At 54.1% G+C, this 16,036-nt stretch carries 16 protein-coding genes; 6 read left to right on the forward strand and 10 right to left on the reverse strand.

The window, feature by feature from the left end:
* Window positions 1-62 precede the first annotated feature (62 nt).
* Together EU556_RS07685 and EU556_RS07690 are read left to right on the forward strand one after the other, a co-directional pair.
* Window positions 63-557, forward strand: coding sequence for a hypothetical protein (locus tag EU556_RS07685; RefSeq protein WP_135432883.1), 495 nt, complete (start codon window positions 63-65; stop codon window positions 555-557).
* A 14-nt stretch (window positions 558-571) separates the two neighbouring features.
* A complete protein-coding gene (locus EU556_RS07690; protein ID WP_135432885.1) occupies window positions 572-1,132 on the forward strand; it encodes a hypothetical protein in 561 nt (186 codons plus the stop codon).
* 854 nt (window positions 1,133-1,986) lie between these two features.
* Here the strand turns inward: EU556_RS07690 and EU556_RS07695 are convergent.
* From EU556_RS07695 to bla, 8 genes are all read right to left on the reverse strand, one after another.
* Complete coding sequence (locus EU556_RS07695; protein ID WP_135432887.1) at window positions 1,987-2,739, reverse strand: hypothetical protein; 753 nt, start codon at window positions 2,737-2,739, stop codon at window positions 1,987-1,989.
* A 57-nt stretch (window positions 2,740-2,796) separates the two neighbouring features.
* Complete coding sequence (locus tag EU556_RS07700; protein WP_135432889.1) at window positions 2,797-3,198, reverse strand: hypothetical protein; 402 nt, start codon at window positions 3,196-3,198, stop codon at window positions 2,797-2,799.
* 133 nt (window positions 3,199-3,331) lie between these two features.
* Window positions 3,332-5,953 (reverse strand): ATP-dependent chaperone ClpB, encoded by a 2,622-nt coding sequence (gene clpB / locus EU556_RS07705; RefSeq protein WP_135432891.1) that lies wholly within the window; start codon window positions 5,951-5,953, stop codon window positions 3,332-3,334.
* A gap of 120 nt (window positions 5,954-6,073) precedes the next feature.
* Entirely contained in the window at window positions 6,074-7,426 is a 1,353-nt protein-coding gene (locus EU556_RS07710) for a hypothetical protein (protein ID WP_135432893.1), read from the reverse strand.
* A gap of 281 nt (window positions 7,427-7,707) precedes the next feature.
* On the reverse strand, window positions 7,708-8,163 hold the full coding sequence (locus EU556_RS07715) for a hypothetical protein (protein ID WP_135432895.1): 456 nt from the start codon (window positions 8,161-8,163) through the stop codon (window positions 7,708-7,710).
* A gap of 42 nt (window positions 8,164-8,205) precedes the next feature.
* A complete protein-coding gene (locus tag EU556_RS07720; protein WP_135432897.1) occupies window positions 8,206-8,781 on the reverse strand; it encodes a hypothetical protein in 576 nt (191 codons plus the stop codon).
* Window positions 8,782-9,195: 414 nt separating this feature from the next.
* Window positions 9,196-10,440 (reverse strand): DUF4153 domain-containing protein, encoded by a 1,245-nt coding sequence (locus EU556_RS07725; protein ID WP_135432899.1) that lies wholly within the window; start codon window positions 10,438-10,440, stop codon window positions 9,196-9,198.
* A gap of 59 nt (window positions 10,441-10,499) precedes the next feature.
* Window positions 10,500-11,366, reverse strand: a complete 867-nt coding sequence (bla, locus tag EU556_RS07730) for a subclass B3 metallo-beta-lactamase (RefSeq protein ID WP_210116242.1) — start codon at window positions 11,364-11,366, stop codon at window positions 10,500-10,502.
* Window positions 11,367-11,730: 364 nt separating this feature from the next.
* On the opposite strand from bla, the gene EU556_RS07735 reads away from it, so the two are divergent.
* The 4 genes from EU556_RS07735 to EU556_RS07750 all read left to right on the forward strand — a co-directional run bounded on the left by EU556_RS07735 (window position 11,731) and on the right by EU556_RS07750 (window position 13,891).
* Window positions 11,731-12,219, forward strand: a complete 489-nt coding sequence (locus EU556_RS07735; RefSeq protein ID WP_135432902.1) for a hypothetical protein — start codon at window positions 11,731-11,733, stop codon at window positions 12,217-12,219.
* A gap of 155 nt (window positions 12,220-12,374) precedes the next feature.
* Window positions 12,375-12,752 carry a cupin domain-containing protein gene (locus EU556_RS07740; protein WP_135432904.1) on the forward strand — a complete coding sequence of 126 codons (378 nt, stop codon included), beginning with the start codon at window positions 12,375-12,377 and terminating at the stop codon, window positions 12,750-12,752.
* 40 nt (window positions 12,753-12,792) lie between these two features.
* The gene (locus EU556_RS07745) at window positions 12,793-13,371 is read left to right on the forward strand and encodes a Crp/Fnr family transcriptional regulator (protein ID WP_135432906.1); all 579 of its coding nucleotides are present in this window, start codon (window positions 12,793-12,795) and stop codon (window positions 13,369-13,371) included.
* 88 nt (window positions 13,372-13,459) lie between these two features.
* Window positions 13,460-13,891, forward strand: coding sequence for a carboxymuconolactone decarboxylase family protein (locus EU556_RS07750; protein ID WP_317128706.1), 432 nt, complete (start codon window positions 13,460-13,462; stop codon window positions 13,889-13,891).
* Window positions 13,892-13,914: 23 nt separating this feature from the next.
* Here EU556_RS07750 and EU556_RS07755 read toward each other — a convergent pair whose 3' ends face one another.
* A complete protein-coding gene (locus EU556_RS07755) occupies window positions 13,915-14,697 on the reverse strand; it encodes a DUF3891 family protein (RefSeq protein WP_135432910.1) in 783 nt (260 codons plus the stop codon).
* A 345-nt stretch (window positions 14,698-15,042) separates the two neighbouring features.
* A complete protein-coding gene (locus EU556_RS07760; RefSeq protein ID WP_135432912.1) occupies window positions 15,043-15,834 on the reverse strand; it encodes an SDR family NAD(P)-dependent oxidoreductase in 792 nt (263 codons plus the stop codon).
* Window positions 15,835-16,036 lie beyond the last annotated feature (202 nt).

A 16,036-nucleotide genomic window follows, 5' to 3' on the forward strand; every position in this document is an offset into this window, starting at 1 on the left:
CTGTAGAGCTTTAAATCCAGCTACCTTGTAGATGATTTTATCCCACAGTGAAAATGCGTTATATGATTGAACCTCTACTCCTTAGTGGCCTGCTAGGCCTGTTTACCAGTAGCGCGTTTGCGCAAACCTCCACTACTAAACTGCCCTCAGAGACATTCAAGCAGCACCTACGGGCGCAGTACCTACACAACGACACGGCCCAGGCTATTATTAACCTGTATGGGCGGCGCCAAGCGGGCGGTGCCAGCTGGATACTTGGCTCCGGAATAGGAGCGGTGCGCTTGGCTACGGCCAGCGGCAGCACTACCACCATAGGGGGCGGCTATGTAATACAACAAGACCCTTACCCGGGAGCGGCATTTTTGTTGGCTACTCCCACCCTGGCATATGGAGTAGCTAAGCTGTTGCACTATGGCAACGGTAAGCTAGAGAGAACTCTCACAGCCTACGCGGCGGGTCAGTCATTACCCAAGAGTCTGCGCCGGAAGCTGAAGCCTCGGTTCTTCAATCAGCCTATTATTCTGTACACACCTGTTCCCGTTACACCCGTCAAGTAGAAGAGCTTTTCTCTATGTTTAAACCTCTAGGCCTGTTACTGGGGCTGCTGTTGCTGTGCACTACCTCCAGCTTCGCCCAAGCTCCGGCGTTGCCAGCCCCACCAAATGCCGCTGAGGCGGGGGCCGTGCTAGTATTCAATGGGTGGTACTTGCCAAAGTTTGAGCCGAAAGGCGCTGAGGCCGATACTACTGGTGCCCTGCTTTCTATGTTTCGGCGGCGGCGCACGGCCGGCTGGCTCTACACCGTGCCGTTTATCGTGGGTATGTCTCTCGCCCTGCCTATTTCCTCCACCGACAGCTATGGACATACAACCGTGGCCGAGGAGGCTATTTCACCACCTCTGGGTACAGTTATTTTGGGCGGCACAGTAGTCCGCTTCATATTGCACGCTAGCATGCTCAACAAGGCTCACTTGCGCGCAGTAGACGTGGCTTACGCGGCCGGCACACCCATCCCAGCTAAGTACCGCCGTCGGCTCAATGCCGCTCACTTTGCTGAGGCAGCTTACATCCGCGAAGCATTGCGCCAGCAGATGGCGCGGGAACAGCTCCAAACCCAAGCAACGCCACGTTAGGTCAGCGAGTCGAGTATATCGCCAGGCGCTATGATAACTGGACAACGGGGGGAGACTTGGCCCTTGGGGCTAATGCCCTTGCTTTCGGGACTATCACTATGGTGCGTTTTAGTCGGAAGCGCGAACGGCAGGTGCTGGCCGACTTAGACCGAGGGCAGCCACTACCACCTGATGTAGCCGCCTGGGTGCCCTTGGTATACAAACACGGGCAACGTAGAAAGAAGTAATACTAGTAGTTCATTAGCACCTAGCCTTACTAAGGGAGGGTGTTTAAGGCTTGAGCGCAGGTGTTGATCAAATTACCTGCGCTAATTTTTCTGTGCTTGGTACGGCAGTTTACGCGGGCTCACAGCTATCTGCCAACATTAATATCGTGGGCATAAGCTCGCCGTCGATGGACGGACAGGAGGCAGCATACGGGCTTGTGGCTATTATAAATGGGTTGGCTGGAATTGGTCTAGCTGCTTTTGGCATAGATACCTGGAGCCGACATACGGAAGCACGCGAGCGTGAGGCGGTAGCCTTAATTGAACAGCGACAAACCTTGCCACATCATGTGCAACGCCCACTTCGCCGCCACCTACGCCGACTGGTGAAGTAGCGTTTAACACGCAATAGAGTTGCGCGGACAAATGTGTAGGAATAGGTCTTGCATCTTGTGTTGCTTCGCTAGGCCTGTTTGCTAAGGCATTCAACTAGCAATGCCGAGGGCTGAGCGGCATTATGACAAAGCCCCGCTGGCAAGCTGTCAGCGGGGCTTTGTTGTTTGATAGTGGCCTAGCGGCCCATTCTACTGGGCGAGGCTATTTATCAAAACGTGTCAAGAGGATGAAATTGTCACCGATGCACTAGGCCTAGTGTTCCCCCTCTCCGTTCAGGTCAGCGCCAATCATCACGATGCGGGAAGGTTTGCCAGTGATGTTAAACGTGTGCTTTTCCTCTAGCGTACCCTTATCCAGCATGTGTACCTTGCCCTGTGGAGCATTAGTGATGTACACGTACTTCTGGGTAGTTGCAAGGTACGGAGCGGCCGCAGCTACATCAGGAATCAGGTTTGAAACAGATTTGTCGGCTTTTTTGGAGCCCGAAACCCCGTCAAATACCAGCAGTTTGCCGTCGGGTTGGAGCACTATAATATCCTGGCCGGCTGCATCGTATAGGGCGCGCGTGTACTGCGTAATGCCACCTACGCTCGTGAATGTTTTGGTGTTTGGGTTAACCAGGTGCAGTCCGGCAGTAGCGCTCATACCCAGGAAGGTTTTCGCCGCGGCTCCATAACTCAGGCTCGACAGCCAGTTCGCGCCGAAGGCCGCGGGGTAGGGTAGCAGCTCCTGTTGGCCACCCGTTTGAACGCGCAAAATCCCCTGTGGCGTACCAAACAGCGCGATAGAGCCATCGGTGGCGTTGCCATGGATATTGGTTACGGCAATTGAAGAAGCCGCGCCTACCTCTTGGCCTTTCGAGTTGACTAGCTTCACTCGCCACGGCGTGGCACCGGTTGCGGCTTTATCGGAAACGGCGTAGGTGTTGTTCTGGAGGGTAACCACTGCCCCGTGGTGCGCAGAGCCCACTGGTACCGCGGTGGTATTGGCTGAGGAATGCAACAATGATTCATCAGTAAGGTGTAGGTTGCCATCCCCGTCGCCGAAGATAGCAATGCTGCTTCACTGCACGCTGAAATGCGCGGGCTTGATGGCGGCTGATTTTGTAAGAGCCCATTTAGGCGTGCCCTTCGTGTGAACATGGTCGCCGTGCGCCTCTAGGCCACTATCAAAAAACTCCACGGCATTTTGAGAGCCGTACACAAACGCGGCAAAGCGCCCGCTACCCGTAGGATAGAGTGTGGCACCACCAAAGCTGCTTTGGAAGCTCTCCTGTGCTTTTTTTGCAGGAGTAATCAGGGTAACGGCCGTGCTGGCCTGGTCTGCTACCAGCAGGCGCACATGCTGGTTCTCTACTTTGTCGGGTGCTGAGTTCTCCGAGTCGTTTTTGTCGCAGGAAGACAAGGCGCCAACAAAGAGTAGGGCAACTGCCGGATAAAGGAGGGTACGGGTTACTGTTTTCATAGGGACGAAGTCCTGATAACTGGATGAATGATGCGCAAATGTATATATGAAACAATGTTGCAAATATTAAATCGACATTAAAAAGCCCCGCCGGCGTATTGCCAGCGGGGCTTTCCATAGATAGGCAGCGCTCTTACACGCCCGGAATTTCCACGTCCACGTTCACAAAGCGGATCTGGCCGTCTTCCAGCACCGCTTCTACCACAGCGTCTTTACTAACGCGGCCGGCAAGAATGTCCTTCGACAGCTCGTTGAGCACCAGGCGTTGCAGCACGCGCTTGAGGGGCCTAGCTCCAAACTGAGGGTCGAAGCCTTGCTCGCCGAGGTAGTCGAGTACCTCTTCGGTGGCTTCCAGGCGGATGCCGGCTTCCTCTAGGCGCTGCTGAATCTGCTTGAACTGGATGTCCACGATCTTGCGGATTTCGCGACGCTTCAGCGGCTGGAACATCACAATCTCGTCGATGCGGTTCAGGAACTCGGGGCGCATATGGCCCTTCAGGCGCTCAATCACCTCTTCGCGGGTGCGGTCTACCACTTCCTCATGGTTGTACTCATTCAGCTCCTTGAAGTTCTTCTGAATGATGTCGGCGCCCGTGTTCGAGGTCATGATGATGATGGTGTTCTTGAAGTTCGCCACCCGACCTTTGTTGTCGGTGAGGCGGCCGTCATCGAGCACCTGCAGCAAGATGTTGAACACGTCGGGGTGGGCCTTCTCAATTTCGTCGAGCAGAATCACGGAGTACGGCTTGCGACGCACGGCCTCTGTCAGCTGCCCACCTTCATCGTAGCCCACGTAGCCGGGAGGTGCCCCGATCAGGCGCGACACGGCGTGGCGCTCCTGGTACTCGCTCATGTCGATGCGCACCATGGCGTTTTCATCGTTGAACAAGTACTCGGCCAGGGCCTTCGCCAGCTCGGTTTTACCCACGCCAGTAGTACCCAGGAAGATAAACGAACCAATCGGCCGCTTGGGGTCCTGTAGGCCAGCCCGGGAGCGGCGCACGGCATCGGAAATGGCCGCAATGGCTTCGCTCTGGCCCGCCACGCGGCGACCTAGCTCCGCTTCCAGGTTCAGCAGCTTCTCGCGGTCCGACTGTAGCATCTTGCTTACCGGAATACCGGTCCACTTGGCTACTACCTCGGCAATATCCTCGGAGGTTACCACTTCCTGCAGCATCGAGCCGCCGTCCTTGCCTTTATCGGCTTCGGCCTGGGCTTGCAGCTCCTTCAGCTTGGCTTCAGCTTCCTGAATCTTGCCGTAGCGCAGCTCCGCCACGCGGCCATAGTCGCCCTGGCGCTCGGCTTGGTCGGCTTCCAGCTTAAAGCGCTCAATAGCTTCCTTCTGCTCCTGAATGCTGGTGAGGGCTGATTTCTCATTTTCCCACTGGGCTTTCAGGGTGTCGCGCTTGGCGGTCAGCTCGGCCAACTCCTTGTTGAGCACGGTTTCGCGGTCCTTGTTTTCCTCGCGACGGATGGCTTCACGCTCAATTTCCAGCTGCATGATGCGGCGTTGCGCCTCGTCGAGCTCCACGGGCATGGAGTTTAGCTCGATGCGGAGCTTGGCGGCGGCCTCGTCCATCAGGTCGATGGCCTTGTCGGGCAGGAACCGGTCGGTGATGTAGCGGCTTGACAACTCTACGGCGGCAATTACGGCGTCGTCGGTAATGCGTACGCCGTGATGCAGCTCGTACTTCTCCTTGATGCCGCGCATGATGCTGATGGCATCTTCCGTGCTTGGCTCATCTACCATCACCGCCTGGAAACGACGCTCCAGGGCCTTGTCCTTCTCAATGTACTTCTGGTACTCCTTGAGGGTAGTGGCCCCGATGGAGTGCAACTCGCCGCGGGCCAGGGCAGGCTTGAGCAGGTTAGCCGCATCCATGGCGCCTTCACCACCGCCTCCGGCCCCAATCAGGGTGTGCATCTCGTCGATGAACAGGATGATCTGGCCTTCGGAGTCGGTTACTTCCTTGATAACGGACTTCAAGCGCTCCTCAAACTCGCCCTTGTACTTGGCACCCGCAATGAGCAGACCCATGTCCAGGGACATGATGATTTTGTCCTTGAGGTTTTCGGGCACGTCGCCGGCCACAATACGCTGGGCCAGGCCCTCCACAATGGCGGTCTTACCAACGCCGGGCTCACCAAGCAGCACGGGGTTGTTCTTGGTGCGACGGCTCAGAATCTGCAGCACGCGGCGGATTTCCTCGTCGCGGCCGATAACCGGGTCCATCTTGCCGGTGCGCACCTGCTCGTTGAGGTTGCGGGCGTAGCGGTTGAGGCTCTGGTACTGGTCTTCGGCGGTCTGCGAGGTAACCTTACGGCCCCCGCGCAGCTCCTTAATGGCCGCTTTCAGGTCTTTCTCGTTGAAGCCGGCGTCCTTCATTAGGGTAGCCACGGCGTCTTTACCGCCCAGCAGCCCCAGCAGCAGGTGCTCCACCGACACATATTCATCGTCAAACTCCTTCAGAAAGCCGGTAGCGCGCTGCAGAGCGGCGGCGGCTTCGTTGGAGAGGTAAGGCGAGCCCCCGCTTACTCTAGGGTAGCCCGTTACTACTGCATCGAGACGGGGCGTGAGGATGTTGAGGTTCACGCCCAGCTTCTTAGCCAGAAACGACAGCACATTCTCGTCGCTTTGGAAGAGGCCCTTTAGCAGGTGGCCGGTTTCAATGGCCTGCTGCTGGTTGCCCCCGGCAATTTCAGTGGCCTTCTGCACGGCCTCCTGTGCCTTGATGGTATAGTTATTAAAGTTCATGGTCGCTAAGATCTAGGTAGGTGCTTCGGGTTAGGAAGTTCTACGAGATGCTTAGCAAACGGGGTGCAAAAGGACTTCTAATGACTTTTTGACATAATTTAAAATCTATCCATTTGATTATTATGTAATATTGTCATGGATAATCTCATCGTCTTGATTAGCCTCTATAACCTCTTCTACAGACTGTTCTAGCACTTCTAAATCTTCATTAAATATTTTCTTAAAGAGCTCCTTAAACTCAGGCCTTTCACGGTATTTCAAAAATAAAGGCCATTCTCTATAAGCAGTTGCATTTATAGATCCATTTGGTCCTATTTTCTCAGCAATAGTGTCTGCTTTATCATATTCTTCCAAGACTACAGCCTCAGCAAGCTTAAAATCATCACTAGTTGCAGTCCAATCTTCTGCATTAATTATCTTGCTTGCAATTTTTGAATTGCCTGACCACTTATAGGCTAACGCTCTGTTGATTATAATGAATCTTCTTATTTGTTCTGAGCTAAATCTTTTAATATTATTAACTGCAAAATCAAGTACCCTAATAGCAAGATTATATTTCTCATTTAATAATAGTTCAAATGCAATATTATTTAAGTTTTCATCTGCTAATTCTCTGTTTTTTGGATCCTTTTTTCTCCAGAGAACATGAGCTAGTTGAATACCCATATCAAATATACATGAGTAAGCTTCTTTCATGTAATTGACGGGTGCTTCAAGTTTTGCACCAACCTTGATATCATTAGGTAAATTGACTCCATGCAATTTACATACTTTGATATACTGCGACGAAACTATTCCGCGTGTATGAACAAAGAGATTTCTTCTTTCTGTTACTTCAATAAAGGTAGGCCAAATGGATAAGTCTTTTCTTAGTGGCAAGTCAAACTTCTTTTCTAACCAGTCAAACTGTTCTGAATGGCTCTTGCGTAATACAGTTTCAATTTCCTTCTCTACTATATGTGCACGAGCGTCTGCAATGGAGCCAAATTCAGATAATTGAGAATAAGATAAATTCCTCTCTGAGGAATTAAGAATTTCAGGATTTAAGTCAAATAGTGCTTTTATTAGTTGTCCTAAAAATGCGTCGTATTGGCTAATAAGAGATGTTAAGAAACTAGCCGGAACTAATTTGCCTGATAAAGAAATTTGATTTAATTCCTTGTGTAAGTTATTCCATCTTCTGTAATAGTTTTCATGAACTTTTACTTTGTAATTTCCGTGTTCATCTGGTCCGGAAACTTCACAATTTCTTTTCTCAAATTCATCTACATATTCTTTAGTTTTCTTTAAAGTTTTTCCAATTGTAACCATTGTTAGGAATAGCGTTTTAAAGAGACTGTCAATATGATCTATATAGATATTTAAAGCCGATTCAATAGGGTGTTCTTTTTGCTCTTCCTCCTCCTCTTCTACTATTACAGCCTCAATGTCCTCAATAGCTGGTTCTTCAATAAATTTGTTCTGCTCTGACATTTTTTAGAATTTATGATTGAATTGTCAACAACATAAAGCTTAACTTCTTACTAGATAATCGTAAGAATACAAGCTCTTCTCTTAAATAGAAACGACAAGTTATACAAGAATCGATAAGGTGCAATCATGAAAACCTGAACGCCTATCTTTTTCTAAATGCTATATAAATTACGCCATGTGACGTCCACCTTAGTTGCTGAAAAATAGTTAGACATGATATGCTAATCATTGATTGTCAAACAATTATAAGGTAAATATAGCGCTATACACTGTTAAGCTGCCTACCTGCTAAAACCCACACTAGCCAGACCCGCCCGCCGGAATAGCAACCCAGCCACTACCCACAGCCCGGCGAAGATGGTGTTCAGCACAATTACCCACAGCACGCCCATGGTCAACTCGGGTTGCTTGATGAGCAAGGCCACGAAAGGCACGGCAAATTGAGTTGCGGCTGCCGCAAACATAGCGCGAGCCATGCCTAGGGGCTGGAGTTTCGCTAGGATGGCCCCGATGAAGCCGACGGCTAGCACCGCGCCATATAGTAGGTTCATGGGGTTGTTTTCGCTGCCGATGAAGCCGACGGCTAGGTTGCCCCATACCAGCAGGAGGGATGCTGTCACCGCCACGCCCACGGCCAGTTTATAGGCGCCGCTGCGGCCTCGGCTGGCTATCAGCAGATACAACAGGCCTAGAACCAGCACTAGAATGCCTGCCATTACAACGTGAGATATGGCCATGAGAGTAGTGAGAAAGAAGTGGATGGTTTGTGCGCGGCGTTCCTAGGCCAGTCGCTGGTTTAGGTTGGAGCCCGGGGCACTGGCGCGGCGGAACAGCCAGCCCGAAACCGCCCAGATGGCAGCAAATGCTCCGTTGGCTACCAGTACATTCAAGAGGTGCACGTTGGGCTCAACAGCCGCACCTGTGGGCTTCCAGACGAACAGCGCAATAGCCGTAACCACGATGTAGGTAAGCGACGCCGCAAACATGACATTCGACATGCCCCGCGGCCGGAAACGCGCCACAAAGGACCCGATGAGCGCCACCGCTAGCACCGCGAGGTAGAGCAGGTTAGCGGGGTTATCCTCGCTGCCTACTAGGCCTACGGCCAGATTTGCCCACAGTAGCAGGAGCCCAGCCGCTACGCCCACGCCCGCGGCCAGTTTATAGGCAGTGTTGTCGCCCATTCGCGAAATCAGGACGAACGTGAGGCCCGCGCCGAAGAGCATGATACCGGCGGCCAGGAAGTCGCCGGGGCTCCAAAGCATACCGGGAACAAACAGTTTGGCGGCCAACGGAATAAGCAACAGTAGGCCAGTGCCCAGTGCCACGCGCAGAATGCTTTGAGAGAGTGTCATGATGGTGATGTTTGAGAATGAAAGAGTGCGTTTCAGAAATCAGGAAGTAACGACTTGCGCTGCCGGATATCCACTCGGAAGTGGCCTAGGCTACTGTTGCACAAGCTACCAGTTAAGGTGACCTGTGCGAGTGTGGAAGGGTACAATCAGGAGAGTGCTCGAAGTAAACAAAAGAACTTTGTATTTCAAAGTAAGGGGATGCAATTTGTGTATGAAGCGTATGCTCAGCCTTTGTTAAGTCAGGTATGCGGCGCTTAAAGAAAAGCTCGTGTGGAGGTAATCGAGCTAGAAACTTCTGAAAGAAGACCTGTCATGCTAACTCCGGTGGCCTAGCGCTGAGGGTGGTTACTTCAATGAGGATGAGGCCCAAGAGCAGCTTGGTTGATACTCGTGCTGCCACCCACAAGCAAAAGCCTAGATAAAATGAAAGGCTAACGGGAAAACAAAGACGACCACTGCTGCCCAAATGCCATACACCGGCAGGTAAGAAACGATACTATTTTCCACCGCAGCAAGCTCTTGGTGGTCTTGCACGGTCTTAAACAACCGGTAGGCCACTAGCAGCAGGTTAAGCAGAATCAATACATTGCCCCCTAGTACCGCCAACCGATTAGGCGTGATTCCCCACTCCGAAATGCGGAACAGGATGGCCGATAGGGCCACACCATTCACGAGAATGGTAACCCCAGAGAGGCCTAGCAGTAAGAGGTTCTCAAATTTCCGGTTGGCGCTCTTGGAGGCTTCGGCAACTGAAAACGCAATGAGTGCCATTACGCCAATCAGCAGCAGATTGAAGAGCAGTAAAAAATCCCGGTTGTTGTACGGGTCTTTGCCGGTGTAGAACACGGCCCCCAGGTACACAATCAGCATCACCAGCACCAAGGGCGTAAATATTTTGGCAATTACCGGCGAGACCTTGTTCACCAAGTGCGGGTTGGTCTGCACCAAGTACGTCCCGACGATGGGCGCAGCGGCGGCTCCCCACACGCCGATGTACTGCATGTAAAAGTTCTCAATCCGCAGCCCAATAAGCCCGAATAGGCCGATGGTAATGGCCGTCATCAGGCCGCCCGCCAGCAGAATAATAGCCGTCATTACCACCAAATCGCCGTTGTAGCGGAGGAAGCTTAGCCGCCGGGCAGCGCTGGCCGGCTCCGGGCCCACGTAGGTAAAGCCCAGCACCGCCCACAGAAACAAGGGCAAGTGAATGCAGGCCAGCAGCAGCGTGTCGCTTTGCTCGTTGCGGGGCAGCGCATTGATGTAGACAACCGACCCCAGCAGGAGCAGCGCCACAACAGCCAGGGTTCTGGTAGGCAGTTTCTGCTTCCAGGCGAAGTAGGCAGTTAGCAGCGGGAAAACGATAAAGGCAATATTTCGGGGGTAGAAGTAGTCGGGGCTCAGCCCGAACAGTTGCGGGATTTTGGCAATGAGGCCAGCTATGAAAGCGGCAACTACCACAAACAGCAATTCCCGGCCCGAGCCCCAGGAAATATTCTCGCCTTCAAAATTGAGCCGCTCGTTCCAGATCTGCGCAACAGGTTGCTCCTGAATGCTGGGGTACAGGGCGTTAAACTCCTTTTTGAATGCAGCTCGATTGTCGCGGTAGAGCTTTTCCAACTGCCTGGGGTTGTCTAAGTTCTGGAGTACTTCGGCTTTCATATCAGGTGTGCATTGAGGTACTGCATGATTACTGAGCAAAGGGCACGTGGGCGCAGCTGCTATTGCTGCTCTTGAAGGGCTTTATGGTAGGCCACCTCTGCCTTTTGAATGTCTTCCAGGTAGCCCGCCCGGTCGAGGAAAGGCACTACGGGGTCGGGGGAGGTGGCGCGCTCCTCAAACTTGCGTTTCAGGCTGAAGGGCCGGGCATGAGAAGAGAGGTAGATGTCGGCGGGCAGGTTTCGCAGGGTAACATAGCTGCGCTCCAGCTCTTGCCGTAGCGTGGCATCATACTTCCAATTAAACAGGGAGGTAGGCATTGGTAAGGAGAGACTGCCCACGTTTACCACCAACAGCTCGCGGCCGTTATCCTGAACTGGAAACGCCCAGGTGGTGCAGCCCGGCGTGTGGCCCGCAGTTACGTGGGCCGTGAGGCGAATAGGTCCTAACCTGATTTGAGCGCCATCCCGGAATTGGTGGTCGATGCGGGGCGCGGGGTACCGCATGATGCCGAGGTAAACCAGCCCATTCACCGGGGCCATGTTCCGGGCGCTAACCCCACCTGAGGCCACAATGTCGCCGTCGGCTTCGCTCACCCACAGCTGCGCCCCCGAGGCTCGTTGCAGTTCCGCTAGGCCACCGGCGTGGTCGATGTGGGCATGGGAGTTGAGTAGAATCTTAACATCCCGAATGTTAAAGCCCAAGGCAGCAATGCTCTTGAGAATCATGGGGGCGGTGCCGGGGTAGCCTCCATCAATCAGGACGTGGCCCTCGGGGCCAGTAAGCAGAAAGGAAGTGACGTCGCGGGTGCCCACGTAATAGAGGTTGCCCGCAATGCGAAACGGTTCCCGTGGTAGCTGGCCGCCCTGGTCTGAGGCTGCCTTCCACTTGCTGAGCAGAAACACTGCGCCCACAGCTAGCAAAGCCACTAGCACAAGCCCTAGGCGCCACTTACAACGACCTCGTGTGTTTGCTGCTGTAACCATGGGAGCTGCTAAGGAACGTGAGAAAGTGCTTGCCTGAGAGTGGTGTAAAAGTACTTTGTATTTCAAAGTTTGCAAACGTATTCACATAAATTTTGTTTAACCCAAAGCGAAGCAGAACATTAAGGAGCAGATGCGAAACCTAGAGTGTGAGGCAAGTTGTGGTTGAGTGGTTTTCCGTGCCAGTAACCAGCGTTGTCACACTGCCAGAAGAGCTTTAAGCTCGACTATTGATAGTTTTGCTTGTGCTACTACTGTGCCTCTAAAGCGCAACTCTGCTCTGTTCTTTTTGCCGCCCTATCTGCACCCCATGACTACCAACCAGGACCAACACCCCGCTATGCCACGTGAGATAGGGGAGTTTGAAAGCATTTTACAGCAGCGGGGCGTGCATGCGGCGCTCAAATATCTCAATAGCCGGACGCCGCACCAGTACACCGGCGTCTTCCGCTTCGATGGCGACATGCTGCGCAATGAGGTGTTGTTCGACCGTTATCATCCGGAGCTGCTGAAGGGGGAGGATGCGCCAATGATTGCCACGTACTGCTCGCTGGTGGGCCGGCAGGAAGCACCCCTGCAAATTATGGATGCCACCACGGATGCGCGGGTAAAAGGCGTGGTGGAGTCGCCCGTGATTTCCTACTGCGGCGTGCTGATCCGGGACACGGCCGGTAAGGCTTTTGGCACCCTGTGCCATTACGATATGCAGCGCTGCGAGGAGCGCACCACCGACCTGCCCTTGTTGCAAGCCGCCGCCGAAATGCTGTACCGGCAGTTGCGGCCGGCGGGCATTGCATAGTAACGCAGGCTCAAGCCGACGGCCGAAGCGCCCGCTAGGTGGTGAGGTGTAGCTGCTGCTAGGCCACTAGTGGAGCAGAAAGGCTAACCACCCCGATGTACGCCAGAACTGCTATATTCAGGCAGGTTCTATCGTCTTCCTAACTAGCCTGGCTTATGCAACCCACCGACCTACTCGGCCCCCTGAAAGATGCCACGCGCCGCGAGATTGGCGGCGTACAAGTAGATGTAGTCCGCACCACGGGTACCTCCCGCGTGAAACGAGTGGTGTACCCCGCGGGCTTCCGCTGGTCGAAAGACATGAAGCCAATGGTGGGCACGGAGCTGTGCCAGCACGCCCACGTTGGGTTTCTGGCGCAGGGCCGGCTGGCTATTCAGTACGCTGATGGTGGCCTGGAGGAGTATGTGGCGCCGCAGGTGGTAGCCATTGCACCCGGCCACGATGGCTGGGTAGTAGGGGATGAAGCCGCCATATTGATTGAGTTTGATTTCGAGGGCGAAACTGTAGAACGCCTGAGTCTGAAGCGGCCCTAAGCTAGTGGCTGGGCCTCTGTATTTTGCTACGCACCTGGGTATGTATACCGCCTTGTTTGCACACATTGCCCAGTACGTTCCGTTTAGCGACGCCGACGCTACCTTGCTGCAGCCGTACCTAGGCCACCAAACAGTGGCCCGTAAAGAGCATTTGCTAACCGAAGGCCACGTGTGCACTGCCAACTATTTTGTGCGGCAAGGCTGCCTGCGCACCTACCTGGTAACTGAAAAAGGTACGGAGCAAACCATTCAGTTCGGGATTGAAAACTGGTGGCTCACCGACTACGCCAGCCTCGATAATCACCTGCCGTCGCAGTTTAACATTCAGGCCATTGAGAACACGGAGGTTGTGGTGCTGGAGCAGCGGGTGCAGGAGGAAGTATTTCGGCAACTGCCGCAGCTAGAGCGGTACTTCCGGGTGTTGCTACAGAAGTCGGCGGCGGCAGCCCTGTTTCGCCTGAAATTCCTCTATACCCTTTCGGGGGAGGCCCGCTACCATCACTTCAACGACCGGTTTCCGGGGTTTGTGCAGCGCGTGCCCCAGTACATGTTGGCCTCGTACCTGGGCTTTACGCCGGAATTCTTAAGTAAAATCAGAGCCAAAGTAGGCCACCGGTAGCGGCCGGTGTTTCTTGAACTAGATTAAGTTTTCTTGGGCCGCCGGGGCCAAATTTTGTCGCATCCTTCAACCCAAAACCCTTTTGAAGATGCGACTCACCATGCAAACCATCGAGCCAGAGGCCTATAAGGCCATGTTTGGGCTGGAGAAGTACCTGAGCGCTTCCAAGCTCAGCGCCACGCACAAACACCTGATAAAAGTGCGCGCCTCTCAGGTAAACAAATGCGCTTTCTGCATAAACATGCACACCCAAGAGGCCCGCAAAGACGGCGAAACGGAGCAGCGGCTCTATTTGCTCTCGGCTTGGCGCGAAAGCAAGCTATTCACCCCTGAAGAGCAGGCCCTGCTGGCCCTCACGGAGGAGGTAACGCTTATTGGCCAAGCGGGAGTAACAGACGCTACGTATCAGCAAGCGGCGGCCCACTTTGATGACCACTACCTAGCCCAGGCAATAATGGCCATCGTGGTTATTAACGCCTGGAACCGCATTGCCATTAGCACAGAGATGCCGCTAGCCTAGCGTAAGTGAGCTTGACGGATGTGCTAGACTTGTGAGGAATGCACCCAAACCTCTAGCTCCTCAACCGGCGCCTCTGCATAACACTGGCCTAGGCCTACCGCCGCCAGCCGGACTTTCGGCAGCTCCTTATAGCGTAACGTCACGGCAAAGCTCTCCGCAAAAGGGGAGGGGTGAACTTGCACAACGTTTCGGCTAGGCCACTCTACCTGCACAAGTTGCTGCTGAGTGAAAGCAAAGTAGTCGGAGAAGGGTATGCCCTCCCGGTACCAAGGGTGTCCCTGGGCCTTTGGGGTGCCGGGCTCGTTAAGGCACAGGTAGAGGGAGAGGTTATCAGCGAAGCGCAACAGGCGCTTGTGAAACTCTAGGGTAGCTAATTCAGTGGAGGCAAAGAGTTGGAGCTGCTGTTTAAGGCGGTTTTGGCGTTCCGTTTCCGTGCGTAAGAATTGCTGGCCGGCGGGGCTTTTGGCTAGGTCGGGGAAGCTGGTGTAGTGCAGGCTGCATAGCAGGCCCGCGTAGGGCGCTAAGTGCTCCACTTCCTCAATGCCTTGCTGATAATGCCGCACTTTGGGCGCCGTTGGGTAGTCGAGAAAAGAGTGCGGAGCGTGAGTTTGCTCATTCCAGATGGGAGCGGCATCCAGGGGAATCCAGGCGCGGTCATGCTCCCGGATGGCCAACAACACCTCTGCCCGGCGCTCCAACCCCTCAAAGTAGGAAAGCTGCCACTGCTCCGCTAGTCTGCCCGAAACCTGGGCGTGGTCGTGCTGCGTGAGGTAGATAAAGCTGGTAGGCGTTTCCCGAATGATCATAGCAGGGCTAAAACGATACTGGCGAGTAAGCCAACTGGCCTAGCACCCCGGGCTGGTTGGGCAGTATCTCGGGGGCGTAGGGTAATACTCATGACTGGCAGCGCACCAGGTACCAGGCCAGGACCATTACTAGTGCCACCGAGCCGAAGCGCAACAGCAGGAAGACCCAGGTGGGCAGTTCAGGTTTTTGCGGAATGGGAGGCATAGCAAGGCAGGAAGGTGGCCTAGGTGTACGCGCCCCGCCGGGGATAGATGTCTCAACCAGAACACAGCTCCACATAAAATAGCAACGCCTCTTCGCAGGAACACAGCAAGGAGGCGTTGGGGAGAGAAAGGGAAGCTGGCTTACCGCGCCGTAGCGTGCAGCTGTGTGTTCATGAGGGTGGCCAGCATAGAGTCGGGCAGGAGCAGGCTGGAAACGAAGTTGACTTTAGCGCCCAGGGTCGGGAGTGAGCGGGCGGCGCCTTCCATCAGGGCGTCGTAGCCTTCCTCGGCTACGGCGCGGGCCGAGGCCGTGTGCGCAGCCGCGCGGGTATTTTCGGCGTGCGCGGTGCGGAAGAAGTTGGTATCGGTAGGCGGGGGGCAGAGGATGGTCATGGTTACCGCCGATTTTTGCTGTTTCAGCTCGTGCTGCACGGCTTCGGCAAAGCTGAGCACAAACGCCTTGGTGGCGGCATACACGGCCTGGCATGGGCTTGGCGAGAACGAGGCCACCGAGCCCACCTGCAAAATACGGCCCTCATTGCGCTCCATCATGTCGCGCAAATACAGCTTGGTAAGGTGCATCAACGAGGCCGCATTCACCTGAACCATGCGAAGCTCCGTGGCAATGTCGGTGTCGGTGAAGAAGCCGGTTTCGCCAAAGCCCGCATCATTCACGAGAGCATCAATGCGCAAGCCCCGCTGTGTGGTGGCCGCGTAGAGCCGGGCGGGTGTTTCGGGGAGGCTCAGGTCGAAGGGTAGCAGCAGAATATCTACGCCCATAAACTCCTGGTGCAGCAAGCGGGCCGCCTCCTGCAACTCCTCTAAGTGGCGGGCCACAAGCACAACCCGGTAATCGTCGCGTGCAAAGCAACGAGCCAGCTCGAACCCAATGCCGCTGGAGGCACCGGTAATTAAGGCGGTTTGTTCGTTCATGGCTGAAAGAAATTAGGGTGATTGATTGTGTATATAATATACTTATAATCAGGTGGATTATTAAGTTTTTTAGGTGCTAATTATGCTCGTAAGATGTCAGAAATTGTGCGTTGAAATACCGGGCTGCTAACCTGTGCTTCCAAATCGATTTAGCACCGAATAGCCAGTTATAATAAAGCCCAGGCAAACGGGTGTTTACCTG

It is taken from the genome of Hymenobacter fodinae (assembly GCF_004745825.1).
GTDB lineage: Bacteria > Bacteroidota > Bacteroidia > Cytophagales > Hymenobacteraceae > Hymenobacter > Hymenobacter fodinae.

Coding starts and splice junctions, on each gene's coding strand:
- EU556_RS07750 (WP_317128706.1), top strand. CDS start 13,460: ATGCGACTCACCATGCAAACCATCGAGCCAGAGGCCTATAAGGCCATG.
- EU556_RS07700 (WP_135432889.1), bottom strand. CDS start 3,198: ATGAAAACAGTAACCCGTACCCTCCTTTATCCGGCAGTTGCCCTACTC.
- EU556_RS07690 (WP_135432885.1), top strand. CDS start 572: ATGTTTAAACCTCTAGGCCTGTTACTGGGGCTGCTGTTGCTGTGCACT.
- EU556_RS07720 (WP_135432897.1), bottom strand. CDS start 8,781: ATGACACTCTCTCAAAGCATTCTGCGCGTGGCACTGGGCACTGGCCTA.
- EU556_RS07760 (WP_135432912.1), bottom strand. CDS start 15,834: ATGAACGAACAAACCGCCTTAATTACCGGTGCCTCCAGCGGCATTGGG.
- EU556_RS07745 (WP_135432906.1), top strand. CDS start 12,793: ATGTATACCGCCTTGTTTGCACACATTGCCCAGTACGTTCCGTTTAGC.
- EU556_RS07725 (WP_135432899.1), bottom strand. CDS start 10,440: ATGAAAGCCGAAGTACTCCAGAACTTAGACAACCCCAGGCAGTTGGAA.
- EU556_RS07715 (WP_135432895.1), bottom strand. CDS start 8,163: ATGGCCATATCTCACGTTGTAATGGCAGGCATTCTAGTGCTGGTTCTA.
- EU556_RS07740 (WP_135432904.1), top strand. CDS start 12,375: ATGCAACCCACCGACCTACTCGGCCCCCTGAAAGATGCCACGCGCCGC.
- clpB (WP_135432891.1), bottom strand. CDS start 5,953: ATGAACTTTAATAACTATACCATCAAGGCACAGGAGGCCGTGCAGAAG.
- EU556_RS07710 (WP_135432893.1), bottom strand. CDS start 7,426: ATGTCAGAGCAGAACAAATTTATTGAAGAACCAGCTATTGAGGACATT.
- EU556_RS07735 (WP_135432902.1), top strand. CDS start 11,731: ATGACTACCAACCAGGACCAACACCCCGCTATGCCACGTGAGATAGGG.
- EU556_RS07685 (WP_135432883.1), top strand. CDS start 63: ATGATTGAACCTCTACTCCTTAGTGGCCTGCTAGGCCTGTTTACCAGT.
- EU556_RS07755 (WP_135432910.1), bottom strand. CDS start 14,697: ATGATCATTCGGGAAACGCCTACCAGCTTTATCTACCTCACGCAGCAC.